General features: G+C 40.5%; 16 protein-coding genes. 3 read left to right on the top strand and 13 right to left on the bottom strand.

Translation table 11 applies throughout. The features are described from left to right. Positions 1 to 273: 273 nt before the first annotated feature. Positions 274 to 510 (bottom strand): hypothetical protein, encoded by a 237-nt coding sequence (locus tag ACWF5P_RS24275; RefSeq protein ID WP_101225888.1) that lies wholly within the window; start codon positions 508 to 510, stop codon positions 274 to 276. Positions 511 to 642: 132 nt separating this feature from the next. Here ACWF5P_RS24275 and pdaB point away from each other — a divergent pair, with 132 nt between their 5' ends. Next, positions 643 to 1,395, top strand: a complete 753-nt coding sequence (gene pdaB, locus ACWF5P_RS24280) for a polysaccharide deacetylase family sporulation protein PdaB (protein ID WP_101225887.1) — start codon at positions 643 to 645, stop codon at positions 1,393 to 1,395. A 93-nt stretch (positions 1,396 to 1,488) separates the two neighbouring features. Here pdaB and ACWF5P_RS24285 read toward each other — a convergent pair whose 3' ends face one another. After that, entirely contained in the window at positions 1,489 to 2,169 is a 681-nt protein-coding gene (locus tag ACWF5P_RS24285; protein WP_101225886.1) for a KinB-signaling pathway activation protein, read from the bottom strand. A gap of 137 nt (positions 2,170 to 2,306) precedes the next feature. Here ACWF5P_RS24285 and gerD point away from each other — a divergent pair, with 137 nt between their 5' ends. Further along, positions 2,307 to 2,867: a spore germination lipoprotein GerD gene (gerD, locus tag ACWF5P_RS24290; protein WP_101225885.1), complete on the top strand. Its 561-nt coding sequence runs from the start codon at positions 2,307 to 2,309 to the stop codon at positions 2,865 to 2,867. A gap of 44 nt (positions 2,868 to 2,911) precedes the next feature. Here gerD and ACWF5P_RS24295 read toward each other — a convergent pair whose 3' ends face one another. From ACWF5P_RS24295 to ACWF5P_RS24315, 5 genes are all read right to left on the bottom strand, one after another. Continuing rightward, on the bottom strand, positions 2,912 to 3,970 hold the full coding sequence (locus tag ACWF5P_RS24295; RefSeq protein WP_101225884.1) for an Mrp/NBP35 family ATP-binding protein: 1,059 nt from the start codon (positions 3,968 to 3,970) through the stop codon (positions 2,912 to 2,914). A 139-nt stretch (positions 3,971 to 4,109) separates the two neighbouring features. Continuing rightward, complete coding sequence (gene cwlD, locus ACWF5P_RS24300; RefSeq protein WP_101225883.1) at positions 4,110 to 4,826, bottom strand: N-acetylmuramoyl-L-alanine amidase CwlD; 717 nt, start codon at positions 4,824 to 4,826, stop codon at positions 4,110 to 4,112. Positions 4,827 to 4,908: 82 nt separating this feature from the next. Beyond that, on the bottom strand, positions 4,909 to 5,334 hold the full coding sequence (locus ACWF5P_RS24305; protein WP_101225882.1) for a DUF2521 family protein: 426 nt from the start codon (positions 5,332 to 5,334) through the stop codon (positions 4,909 to 4,911). A gap of 451 nt (positions 5,335 to 5,785) precedes the next feature. After that, entirely contained in the window at positions 5,786 to 6,316 is a 531-nt protein-coding gene (locus ACWF5P_RS24310; RefSeq protein WP_101225881.1) for an ECF transporter S component, read from the bottom strand. A 208-nt stretch (positions 6,317 to 6,524) separates the two neighbouring features. Beyond that, entirely contained in the window at positions 6,525 to 7,073 is a 549-nt protein-coding gene (locus ACWF5P_RS24315) for a TetR/AcrR family transcriptional regulator C-terminal domain-containing protein (protein ID WP_434168256.1), read from the bottom strand. Positions 7,074 to 7,228: 155 nt separating this feature from the next. Between ACWF5P_RS24315 and ACWF5P_RS24320 the strand changes: the two genes are divergently transcribed. Continuing rightward, on the top strand, positions 7,229 to 8,698 hold the full coding sequence (locus tag ACWF5P_RS24320) for a DHA2 family efflux MFS transporter permease subunit (protein WP_434168255.1): 1,470 nt from the start codon (positions 7,229 to 7,231) through the stop codon (positions 8,696 to 8,698). A gap of 142 nt (positions 8,699 to 8,840) precedes the next feature. Here the strand turns inward: ACWF5P_RS24320 and rpsI are convergent, their stop codons facing one another. The 6 genes from rpsI to ACWF5P_RS24350 form a co-directional block, all read right to left on the bottom strand. Then, positions 8,841 to 9,233 carry a 30S ribosomal protein S9 gene (gene rpsI / locus ACWF5P_RS24325; RefSeq protein ID WP_034304957.1) on the bottom strand — a complete coding sequence of 131 codons (393 nt, stop codon included), beginning with the start codon at positions 9,231 to 9,233 and terminating at the stop codon, positions 8,841 to 8,843. A 20-nt stretch (positions 9,234 to 9,253) separates the two neighbouring features. Next, complete coding sequence (rplM, locus tag ACWF5P_RS24330; protein WP_034304960.1) at positions 9,254 to 9,691, bottom strand: 50S ribosomal protein L13; 438 nt, start codon at positions 9,689 to 9,691, stop codon at positions 9,254 to 9,256. A 267-nt stretch (positions 9,692 to 9,958) separates the two neighbouring features. Then, complete coding sequence (truA, locus tag ACWF5P_RS24335; protein ID WP_230178747.1) at positions 9,959 to 10,699, bottom strand: tRNA pseudouridine(38-40) synthase TruA; 741 nt, start codon at positions 10,697 to 10,699, stop codon at positions 9,959 to 9,961. Positions 10,700 to 10,713: 14 nt separating this feature from the next. Then, positions 10,714 to 11,511, bottom strand: coding sequence for an energy-coupling factor transporter transmembrane component T family protein (locus ACWF5P_RS24340; RefSeq protein ID WP_101225877.1), 798 nt, complete (start codon positions 11,509 to 11,511; stop codon positions 10,714 to 10,716). After that, positions 11,511 to 12,377, bottom strand: a complete 867-nt coding sequence (locus ACWF5P_RS24345; RefSeq protein WP_053537046.1) for an energy-coupling factor ABC transporter ATP-binding protein — start codon at positions 12,375 to 12,377, stop codon at positions 11,511 to 11,513. The genes ACWF5P_RS24340 and ACWF5P_RS24345 overlap by 1 nt, the downstream gene beginning before the upstream one ends. Further along, a complete protein-coding gene (locus tag ACWF5P_RS24350) occupies positions 12,353 to 13,192 on the bottom strand; it encodes an energy-coupling factor ABC transporter ATP-binding protein (RefSeq protein WP_434168254.1) in 840 nt (279 codons plus the stop codon). Before ACWF5P_RS24350 ends, ACWF5P_RS24345 begins: the two co-directional genes overlap by 25 nt. Positions 13,193 to 13,275: the final 83 nt, after the last annotated feature.

Raw genomic sequence — 13,275 nt, forward strand, 5'->3', positions numbered from 1 at the left:
GTTTGACTTGCTCATTTGCTTTTTTGATAGTGTGTGCTCACTTAAAATTTAACGTTGGCGCTTTGTTTTGTTCAGTTTTCAAAGAGCAATTTGTTCGCCGTATCTCTTAGCGACTTTAATATCTTAACATCTTATTACTACTTCGTCAATAACTTTTTTAAAAAAGTTTTTTCATTCTTTTTCAAAAGCTTTTACGTTGCAGCAACTTTTATAATATACCAGCGTATAAATCAATAGTCAATAGATTTTTTGAATATAATTCACTTTTGAATCTCATGACTGATTCCACTTGGACAAATTCTTTTTCCCCCTCATATAGATTAGGCATTCCTCCTCGGTGCTCACCCTTTTAAACAGTCTGAAAAGGATGTTATATTTCTCGTTTATAGCCCTTTTGACCAAGTGATCGATTCTGTCATCCTGCAGATCGAATAGTATTTCATCCATCTCTCTTTTTAAAAGGTACTCCAATTCCATCTTTTCCTTGTCATTAATCAATAAACCGAGCATGGTTCACACCTCCATCAGACAGCATTCCCCATTGCCAGCATTTTTATGAATTTTCAACTGACTTTTTTGCATAACAATAATCCTCGCGCATAAATTTGAAGACAAGAGTACTTTGGACAAGGGGATGGATTAATGAAATTTTTCATGGTGCTTCAAGCCAAGAAGATCAAATATTATTCGTTAATATTACTTACGGCACTTTTTACCGCTTGGTTCCTTTTTGTACAAAACATTCTTCATGCTCCCGTTTTTTCAACAGATGATGGGCCGAAAGCTGTTTATAAAGGGGAAAAGAATGTTGCGATCACGTTCAATATCGGCTGGGGTGATGAGAAAGCCGCTCCGATAATAGAAACATTAAAAAGGGAAGAGATTAAATCCGCCACATTTTTCCTCTCGGGATCCTGGGCTGAACGTCATCCGGACATAGTAGCGGAAATTGTGAAAGAAGGATATGAAATCGGCATCCTTGGTTACGATTATAAGGATTATTCCGAAATGGAAGATCAGGAAATCATCCGGGATATTTCTAAAGCCCAGGAAGCATTTAAAAAACTTAATATAAAGAATATAGAACTTTTACGCGCTCCCACCGGACACTTTGATAAACGCCTCTTAAAGATCAGCGAGAAATTCGGATACACCGTTGTCCATTGGAGCATCGATTCAAAGGATTGGACCAATCCGGGTGTGGACCGGATCGTACAGAACATCACCAAGGCCCAAAAGGGTGATATCATCTTATTACATGCTTCAGACTCAGCAAAACAAACGAATAAGGCTTTACCGGAGTTAATAAGTGAACTTCGAACAAAAAATTTAAACTTCGTTAACGTTTCAGAGATGATTTCCAATTCATCAGCAAGCAGTGAGGAAATTCGCTGACTGAAAAAACTGCGTACTAATGGTCTCCTTGAACCTTTAGTACGCAGTTTTTATGTTTTGACTTCCTCAAGTATGGCCCGGCATACATATAGGTTATCTGCCTTCACCAAGTTCACCGGCTTTCATCTTTCCATTTGCCGGAGTTTGCTTACGCCCTCTTTTACTGGCCAATTCCTTTTGTGAAATTTCAATCAATTTGCTCAGGACCAATAATTGATAAGCATTGCAGACCAGCAATGGAAACAGCATGAAGTAAAGCCAGCTTTCATCATTGGCACTTAGGACAGGTATCCACTCCAACACCGTGAACACGACCATGAAAAACAAAGCCGGGATGAATGACTGTTTATTCGTTTGTTTCATTTTGAAATAAGCTGTAACAAGCCCCGAGGCCAATACAACCAATGCTAACACGATGTAGGAACTGATCCCCTCGCCTGAACCAAAGCTAAGGTATCGCAGGTAAACAAGATCGAAAACAACAAAAAGAATGAGTACAAGTTGAACGGCATTCCATAAGGAAGCGCTTTTAAATATTCCGAGACCAAAACGATGTATCGTTAAATAGGCAAAAAAGCCAGCTTGGCTTATGACACTGAAAATTAATCCAACACCGAATAACCAAATAAAAGTTGATAGGATGGCACTGACATCAAAAGAAGAGAAATAAGGCTTAAACTCATTCCACCGGGCCAAGAAACCTACAACTCCGCCCGTTACACCACCTATAAGCAATGTTGTTAAAAACAATTTAACTAAATTACGGCTGTTCATTGTTTTCCTCCATACATTTCTATTTCATTTCCTTAATTGTACCAACCAAATTTGGAAAAATCCACTTATTCCACCAAGGAATAATATCGCCGATTGGAACCATATTAACAGTAAGAAGGATGAAAGGGGCCCTGCGTATGAGAGTGGGAGTTGCTTTGCTTTTCACGTCATTCTTACTCGTTTGTTCCGGTTGTGCTCAAAATGGAGCAGGCGCAGAAAAAATGGAGTATGAAGAGACAAAGAAGATGGTCGTAGATATCTTGAAAACAGATGATGGAAAAAAAGCCATCCAGGATATCATTACTGACGATAAAACGAAAGCTGAACTTATTATGGATTCGGATGACATTAAGAAATCCATTGAAGATATGGTCACTTCAGATAAAGGGAAGGAATTTTGGAAAAAGACATTTAATGATCCCGAATTCGCTTCCGCGTATGCTAAAGCATTAGAAGACGAACATAAAAAGGTATTGAAGGACTTAACTGCCGATCCTCAGTATCGTGGAATGCTCATGGAAATAATGAAAGAACCGGATATGGAAAAAGAAATGAATAAGTTATTAAAAACCAAGGAGATGCGGTCGGTCTACAAAGAGCTGATCATCGAAACCATGGAGAGTCCTCTCGTCCAGGCTAAAATGCAAGAGAAATTGGATAAAGCAGCCACTAAAGCGGCTGAGAAGGAGAAAAAGTAAAAAGAATGAAATAAGGCTGATTCCAATCGGAATCAGCCTTATTTTCATTGTAGTTTTTCAATGACTTTCTTAGCAATATCTTCGTAAATCCTGCCGAGCCTATGGTCCGCTGCGTAAATGGATGGAGCAAAGTCCTCTTCGTTCCAATCCGGCTGTTGCAGGGGAAGTTGACCTAAAACTTCTGTACGAAGCTCTTCTGCAAGCTTCTCTCCGCCGCCTTTTCCGAAGACATATTCTTTTTCACCCGTCGTTTTACTTTCGAAGAATGACATGTTCTCTATGACACCAATGACTTCGTGTTCTGTCTTGATGGCCATGGCACCAGCTCTTGCAGCAACGAAGGCTGCAGTCGGATGCGGTGTCGTAACGATGATTTCTTTACATGATGGGAGCATCGTATGAACGTCCAAAGCAACATCGCCTGTACCCGGCGGTAAGTCAAGGACCAAATAGTCCAAATCTCCCCATTCCACTTCATTAAAGAAACTGTTGAGCATTTTCCCCAGCATTGGCCCTCTCCATATGATCGGCGCGTTATCCTCTACAAAAAAGCCCATTGAGATAACTTGAACGCCAAACCGTTCTACAGGAATGATTTTTTCCCCGCGAACAACCGGTCTTTTTGTTATCCCCATCATATCAGGTACGCTGAATCCATAAATATCGGCATCAACCAGTCCGACCTTTTTACCTAAACGAGCAAGTGAAGTGGCGAAATTCACTGAAATCGTAGATTTTCCCACTCCGCCTTTACCGCTGGCGATCGCGATGAATTGTGTCTTGCTGTTAGGGCCAAGCAAGCCTTGGTCCGCTTCATCCTGAGGAATGCTTTCACGGTGCTTGGCTAACTCCTCTTCAGAAAGCTCCGCGAAACGGATGCCTACCGATTCCGCTCCGTTCGTTTTCAGTAAGTCCACAACTTCCGATTGCATTTGCATTTGCTCGGCGGTCCCCGTTTTCGCAATCGCAAGTTTAACGCTTACATGATTCTTTTCAGGTTTTATTTTGATTTCTATAATTCCATTTGTCTCTTCAAGGTTTTTATGTAGAAAAGGGTCTTTAAGATCCTTTAATAAATTCAGTACTTTCTCTTCTGTTAGCAAGTCGAGCACCCCTTTGAATTTTATTTTCCCATTTTTCAGTATAACATATTACGGAAAGAAAGATTATTATCTGCCCCGCATGAAAAACCTGATTATTTTCCCATAATAAAGAGGCCTTGTACCTTACAAGACCCAGACATCACTTTTCTTCTGATAGTTTTCCCTCTGTAAAGTACCGTAAAATCCCCATATAAATCGAGCTGGCAACCTTTTCTTGATACTTATCACTGACAAGGCGTTCCCTTTCCTCGGTATTGGAAAGAAAGCCAATTTCCACAAGCGCTCCCGGCTTCTTAGCATAATTCATCAAATACACATGATTAATCGTTTTTGCATCACGCTTTGTATTTTCCAGGTTCCTGATGATTTCAGTCTGAATGAATTTTGCCACCTGTTCATTTTCTTCAAACCTGCTTGTATAAAAGGTCTGGGCACCTTTCGATGACGCTGATGGAAAAGAGTTCAAATGAATGCTTAAGAATAAGTCCGCTTCCGAATCATTGATCATTTCAACCCGATTCCGTAAGTCCTCCTGTTTTCGCTGGCGGATCCCCTTTGTATTTCCCTGTGCCAAATCCTCATCTTTCTCACGGGTCATGATGACAAGGGCACCCTGTTCCTGCAAATAGTCCCTGACCTTTAATGAAACGGAAAGGGCAATTTCCTTTTCCATAATCTCTTGTACATTTGCCCCGCCGTCCATTCCTCCGTGACCTGCATCCAGAATGATGACCTTACCTGCCAACGGAAGGTTCCAGGAGTCCCAAGAATCATCTTCAACAAATTTAAAAGTTACAATTAAAAAAAGGACAAACAATCCCATAGCGATTCCTGTATATTTCAGCTTTCTGCGCATGACCGTTCCCCTTCCATGATCTCTCTACTAAAAAGTATGGGACAAACCATGGAAATAGAACAAGGAATGGGAATTTGCCTTCCTAATGCAGTTTCATTTTATATCGTTTTTCACCAGTCTTAAAGCCGTCCAGCCACCAATCCCCTACAAATCCTTCACAGCAATAAAACAAACCCTCATCAAAAGCATTATTCGCCGTAACTTCCCGCCAATACAAAATGAAGTTAAAAAGAGTATCTACCAAAAATTTCTCTTCCTTCCAGCACCTGGACCTAACATCTTCTTCCGACTCACCATAATAGCCAAACTTACTATAGTTGGCTCCTAATAAATAAGCCTCGATGGCAACATCAAAGTAGCCCTCCTCCAAAACATCCATCAAGTCCTGTCCGAAGTAACGCTGAATCCTTCCCTTCATATCCTCGATAGAAAGTTCCCTGAGCAGCCTGCGTTCGAACTTCAATTGCCTTTCCCTTTGCATCTCCTGTAAACCTAATATCACAGCCATAATTCACCTCCGGGGCAATTCCCCATTTCCCAAAATTATTTCCCAAGACATAATTTAGTTTTAGCCTTCTATTTTGAACCATTCATTTATTCCATTGGCAAAAAATAATAAGGATAGGTTTGGCAAGTAATTTAATAATGCGTATCGATATGCAAAATGCTATCTTCCATGGTCAAAGGGCAAACTGAACATTTCGGATGATGTTTAATGGCAGAAAACTCGGAACTATCACCCATAACTCGCCACTCAGGCCGCTACCCGAGGCTGACCTTGCCGACTTGGGTCGCTCACTGCGTGTATCTCTTTGAACCTTGATCAATACTATTTGAGATCTATTAAGATAAAAGGACATCCATGGTAAACGGATGTCCTTTGATATAACTTTTAAACTGTCCTAAATTCAATCGGTGGCGCCTACACAATGTTTTGAAATGGTTTCCCATGTTTTACTTTATATCTGTCCAGCTCTTTTCTTTAATCTACCAGCAAGCGGCACTACAATTATACCGGCTATTACGACCTGCATCACGTTTCCGGGGATGGAGCCAAATGGCTGTATCCAGTTACCATAAAGAATAACCTCGACAAAATAGTAGCCGACGATTTTTATAACCAATGCAACGGCAACGGCCATAGTGTATACCCATTCTCTTTTGCCCGGTACCTTTTCGGATATAAGGCCGGCTAGAAAGCCCATTGTACCTACGATGACGAATGTAAACGGTGCCCACGCTGCCCAACCAGAGAAAAGGTCGAAGAAGGCCATACCGAAGGCGCCTGCTATCGCTCCTGTTTTTTTGCCATATACCAAGGCTGCTATAAAAAGGGGAACGTTACCAAGATGGATCAGGCCGCCGTTACCCATTATTGGAAGCTTGATGTTGATGAACATTGTCGCTACAAGAGTTAATGCAATGAATAGCGCATTGATGACCAAGGCTTTTGTTTTAGTTGTTTCAATTGGTGAGTATGTTGAATTCATATGAAGTCCTCTTTCTTTTTTAAGTATTATCATACTCCTAAACAGGAACTTAATAAATATGGATTTTACAAAAAATTCTGTATTACATAAATAAACTCAAGTGTAAACAAATGGAACACACCCGTCACCAACGCCGCCGCGGCCTTTTACTTGGATCTGATGCTGAAAATGGGACAAATCTTTTTCCGGACAAAGAACACCCCCAACATCATTGCACCTTGTACATTAAATATATTTGATTGGCAATATAATCTGAACTAAAATGAAGCCCCTTTCTTAACCACCATATTATAATGCCTACCAATGAGGCTGTTTTAATGTCAATGTCAACATATTCAGCAGGTAGATCCTTTTTGGTATTCTTCCTTCTAATTTCTACTAATTGCTTTAACAATGAAAACAACTGGTCCTCAAACTGATTCGTTTTAAATAAAATAAGTAAATAATCCCGATGAATATATAAATAATCAAGCAATTGTGTTAGCTGTTGTTTTTCTGATAAATCTTTTGCATGTATTAAAGCAAAAATTTTATCGGAAAGCTCATTTAAAATCTCATCGGTGATTTGCGTTAGTAAATCTTGAATATCCTGATAATGCAGGTAAAATGTTGTCCGATTTAATCCTGCTTTGTCTGCGATTTTCTTAACCGTTAAATTTGAAATTATGGGGTCCTCGCGTAAGAGAGCAATGACAGCGTCCTTAAACATTTCCCTTGACCGAATTGTACGAGGATCTTCTTTTTTTGGTATAGACATTTTTAACTCCTTTATAGATTTTTCCCTGACTTTCTCAACAGCATATATTTCTATGTCGATTAGTGAACATTTTCAAAAAAACTGTTCATGGTAAGCAACATATTTTTTTGTTACCATCGATTTTATCGACACGGTGTTGAGAATGCAAGTCAAAAATGAAGGGGTTGTCGACAGAAGTGGACATAACGGAAGGAAATAAAAAAGTTTTATTAATTGTATTGATCGCTGGGTGTTTTTTATCAACATTAAATCAGACACTATTAAATGTTGCATTGAGTGGTTTAATGGATGTATTTCATGTAACGGCCGCAACTGTACAATGGCTATCAACAGGATTTATGCTAGTGAATGGTGTGTTAGTGCCGATTACTGCCTTTTTAATGAAACGGTTTACAACAAGGCAGCTATTTATTAGCTCGATGTTCTTTTTGCTCATCGGATCTTTACTTTGTGCATGTGCAGGGAATTTTGGTGTGCTGTTAACGGGAAGAATGATTCAGGCAATTGGTGCCGGGATTATTATGCCTCTAATGATGACAGTTATTTTATATTTATATCCTAGCGAAAAGCGCGGAAGCATTATGGGGACAATTGGCTTTGCGATGATTTTCGCTCCAGCCATAGCCCCTACATTATCTGGTTTTATCATTGAATATGTTTCATGGAGATGGCTATTTATTGGGTTAATGCCATTTATATTAATCGTCATAGTTCTAGCGTTCAAATATTTAATGAATGTTGCCGAGACAACAAAAGCAAAATTGGATATCATAAGTGTCACTTTATCGACGATTGGTTTTGGCTGTGTATTATTTGGATTTAGTAGCGCAGGAAGCAAGGGATGGGATGATCCCGTTGTCATTACTGCAATACTCGTCGGAATGATCGTGTCGACTCTATTCTGTACACGACAAATGAAATCCAGCGATCCATTATTAAATTTATCTGTATTCAATTATAAAATTTTCACTCTCACATCTTTCATCAATGTACTAATTACGATGATCATGTATGCTGATTTAATTCTTTTACCCATTTACTTGCAAAACGGAAGAGGTTTTACAGCATTTGAAGCAGGTTTACTGTTATTACCTGGAGCTGTGATTAATGCCTTCTTATCCCCTGTCACAGGTAAAATGTATGATAAATATGGTGCTAAACCGCTCTTTATTACAGGTTTGGTATTTATCATTGTTTCGATGTGGGGAGTCATAGATATAAACGAATCCACAACCTATAGCTATTTAATGGTTCGTACCATTATATTACGAATTGGCTTGAGCTTTATTACCATGCCATTAAATACAGCAGGGTTGAATGCTTTACCAAGAGAATTGGGTTCCCATGGTTCAGCTGTAAATAATACCATTCGCCAATTGTCAGGTGCTATTGGAACGGCAGTTGTCATCACAGTGTATACAATGCAGGCAACTTCGCATGCCTCTGAGCTATCAATGAAAAATGAAAATATTTCAGCTATTCAACTAAAGGCATTAGCTTCCATCTTTGGCTCAAGTGATGCCTATGTTTTCATGTTAATCTTATCTTTTGTGGCATTAATTTTTGCATGCTTCATGCCGGGAAAGGCCGTAATCAAAAAAAGCCAAGGTGAATCTCATAACTAAAATTATTAAATGGAGTATTGAAAATAAAGCATATCCGGGAGATCCCAGATATGCTTTTTAATATTTCCAGTGACACACTTTTCCGGGCATAAAAAAAGACTCCCAACCGAAATGGTTGAGAGTCTTTGAAACGGTAATAGAATTAACGTTTTGAGAACTGAGGTGCACGACGTGCGCCTTTAAGACCGTATTTTTTACGCTCTTTCATACGTGGGTCACGAGTTAGTAAACCAGCAGTTTTAAGAGATGGACGGTATTCTGGATCAACTTGAAGCAATGCACGAGCGATACCGTGACGGATTGCTCCAGCTTGACCAGTGTATCCACCACCGCTAACGTTTACTAGAACGTCGTAATTTCCAGTAGTTTCTGTTGCAACTAGTGGTTGGTTTACAACTTCACGTAATGCTGCGAAAGGAATATATTCATTGATGTCACGACCGTTAATAACGATGCGACCTTCGCCTGGTACTAAACGTACACGAGCTACTGAGCTCTTACGGCGACCAGTACCATAATATTGAACTTGTGCCAAGATAGTAACCTCCTTAGTAATTATCCGCGTAATTCGTATACTTCTGGTTGTTGAGCAGCGTGTGGGTGCTCAGCTCCAGCGTATACGTGTAATTTTTTGTAGATTTGACGACCAAGAGAATTCTTTGGAAGCATACCTTTGATAGCAAGTTCAAGCATTCTCTCAGGGTAGTTTGTACGCATTTCAAGAGCAGTTCTAGTTTTAAGACCGCCTGGATGCATAGTGTGACGGTAATAAATTTTGTCAGTCAATTTTTTACCAGTCAAGTGGATTTTTTCAACATTGATTAGAATTACATGATCACCAGTGTCAATGTTCGGTGTAAAAGTTGGTTTATGTTTACCACGTAAGATGGATGCTACTTCAGTAGAAAGGCGACCCAAAGTTTTGCCTTCAGCGTCAATCACATACCATTTACGTTCTACTTCATTAGCTTTCGCCATAAATGTCGTACGCATGGTTAACCTCCTAAAAAACTTTTTAATTTTTTATATTTATTTTCAATCACAATAAACTTCCGGGGCTTATCGTGGGATTAAAATACATACCATATTATATTAACTTCTCCCAGATTCATTGTCAAGGGAATGTTACACTAGGATAAGTTGTCTATAAAACACTCTCTGCAACTCCATAAAAAGGTCAGTGTAGCGTCAAACCGCTCCATTACTGAGTTCATCTCGTTTCCCAGTTGTAAAAAAACTGGTATCACTTCGAAAATAATTTTATTTGTAAAAAACTTTCCATAAATATAAGCCTTGGGCTGGTGCTGTTTTCCCTGCAAAACTGCGGTCCTTTTTGGCCAAAATCCCACTCATATCATGGGGTGACATCTTGCCGCTGCCGACATCCAGGAGCGTCCCAACCAAGATACGCACCATGTTATACAAAAAACCTTCGCCAACGAAGCGGAAAACCATGTAACCATCGCTCTCTTCAAAATCCATCACTTGTATCGTTCGAACTTTATCGACCACTTCCGTTTTAGCCGAACAAAAACTTGTAAAGTCATGTGTCCCGATCAAGTAGGAGATTGCTTCCCTCATCGCCTCCCCATCTAATGGGTAGGGATAATGATAAGCGTAATTTCGCTGGAACGGATCCCGCAGTTTAGAGCGGGCTATGATATAACGGTACTCTTTCCCAGTCGTATGGAACCTTGCATGAAAATCGTCAGGCACGATGTCGACTTCCAGAACGATGATATCGGTCGGAAGAAGGGCGCTGAACGCCTTTACCCAATTTTCCGTAGGGAATGTAAGGGGCGATTCAAAGTGAAGTACCTGCCCCTTTGCATGGACCCCTGAATCTGTCCTGCCAGAAGCAGTCACTTTTATAATTGTGCCTTTATGCATTTGGGCCAAGACTGCCTCGAATTCACTTTGTATGGTGCGCTTCTCAGGCTGCACCTGATAACCAGCAAAATCCGTGCCGTCATAAGCGATCACACATTTATATTTTGGCATAGTTCTCTTCCTTATTATGAACGTAATAAAAATAACATGACCGTAAGAACACCGATTGAGACCATCAAAAGACTATCACTCATCTTCCAGTTCAATTGGCGATATTTCGTGCGGCCTTCCCCGCCACGGTATCCTCTTGATTCCATGGCAGTTGCCAATTCCTCAGCCCGTTTGAACGAACTAACAAATAAAGGAACAAGCAGCGGTACAATCGATTTAACCCTGTCCTTTATCGGGCCAGATGAAAAGTCAACGCCCCTTGCAGTTTGAGCCTTCATGATTTTTTCCGTTTCCTCCATTAGCGTTGGAATGAAACGAAGGGCAATGGACATCATCAATGCCAGTTCATGTACAGGCATCTTCCACTTTTTCAAGGGCCCCAACAGCTCTTCCATCCCATCTGTAATGGATATCGGGGATGTCGTCAAAGTTAAAAGTGACGTAACAAGGATTAATAAAGTAAATCTTACTGATATGAAAAAACCTTGAATCAGACCGCCTTCATAGATTTCAAACCAACCGTATTCAAAAAGCAAATCCCCTTCTTTCGTAAAAAATATATGGAGAAGGAATGTAAATACGATCAAGAAAAAGATTGGTTTTAACCCATTGTAAAGATAACGAAGCGGTATTTTGGAAAGAATGATCAATAGGATGGTGAATACAGCAAGCAAACCGTAAGAAACGACATTATTCGCCAAAAAGACGACACAAACAAACAGGAACACGAGGAGCAATTTAGCCCTTGGATCCATCTTGTGAATCAGTGAATTTGCAGGGACATAACGCCCGATAATCATTTTATCCAGCATCAGCGGTTCCCCCGTTTCATGGCTTTATCTATTTCTATCGCTAAATCACCGATATTAAGACATGGGTGATCAAATCGAACACCAAGTTCCTTCTGGAGCTTTAGTTGAAAACGGACCGTATCGGGAACATCCAGGCCAAGCTCCATTAATTGTTCCGGCTCTGAGAAAATTTCCTGGGGGGTTCCTTTTTTGAACACCGTACCCTTATGCATGATAATGATGTCATCCGCGTACTTGGCTGCATCCTCCATGCTATGAGTCACCAGAATCGTTGAAATGCCTCTTGCTTTATGCAGATCATAAAACATATCCATGATTTCTTTGCGTCCTCGCGGATCCAGACCCGCTGTAGGCTCGTCAAGCACCAATACTTCCGGCTCCATGGCAAGGACCCCAGCGATGGCCACCCGTCGCATTTGTCCGCCGGATAAGTCGAATGGAGATTTTTCAAGAACTTCCTCATTCAAACCGACTTGCGCGATGGCTTTCCTGGCCAGTTTCTTCGCATCAATTTCAGAAACGCCAAAGTTCATAGGACCGAAACATATATCCTTTTCAACCGTTTCATCAAATAACTGATGTTCCGGAAACTGAAAAACAATTCCGACCTTTTGTCTTATTGGCCGCAAAGCCTTTTCTTTTCTTCCGGCTTCAATCGTCCGATCCCCAATGAAAACCCGACCCTTCGTCGGTTTTAAAAGAGCATTTAAATGCTGCAGTAGCGTGGATTTCCCGGACCCTGTATGCCCGATGATTGCGGTATAGGTTCCCGGCTCCATTGAAATATTGACATCATGCAGGGCTAGATGTTCAAAAGGAGTATTCACCTGATAGCGGTATTCTACATCATCGAGTGTAATTCGCATAAATCCTTCACCAACTCTTCCTCTGTCAAATGCCCATCAACTACACGAACACCATTTTTTTGTAACTCCTTGGTTAGTTTCACTGAAAAGGGAATATCCAGACCAAGAGCAATCAATTCTTCCTCTAATTCAAAAATATCCTGAGGCGATCCTTCACGATATAGCCGACCTTGGTTCATGACTATCATTCGATCAGCTTTCGCAGCTTCCTCAAGATCATGGGTTATTGATATGACAGTAATATCGTTTTCCTGCTTTAATTCCCTAACTGTTTCAAGCACTTCTTCACGGCCTCTTGGGTCAAGCATGGAGGTTGCTTCATCTAAGATGATTATGTCTGGCTGCAGGGCTATTACACCTGCTATTGCCACTCTTTGCTTTTGACCGCCGGATAGATGGTGCGGCTCTTGATTAAGAAAGGAATTCATTTTAACCTTATTTAACGCACCATGAACACGCTCCACCATAACCTGCTGAGAAACACCGGCGTTTTCTAAACCAAAAGCCACATCATCCTGAACTGTAGTGCCTACAAATTGATTATCTGGGTTTTGAAAAACCATGCCAATTTTCTGGCGTACATCCCAAACGGATTCTTCTGTCAATAGTTGATCATTAATCGTAATGGTACCTGAGTTAGCGAACTGAAGACCATTCAGTAACTTCGCTAATGTCGACTTGCCAGAGCCATTATGTCCGACAATCGCAAGCCACTCCCCCTGATGAATATCAAAAGAAACATCATCCAAGGCGTTTCGAGACTGACCCTCATATTTAAAAACAATATTATTTAAAGAAACCAGCTTCTTCACCATGTGGCCCTCCTCATTCTCGACTGCACTCGTCTAAACTAAACTCTGCTCACTCAATATAAATATAGTAATTTTCCTTCTGAAAA

The sequence above is a fragment of the Peribacillus sp. NPDC055009 genome, assembly GCF_053608705.1.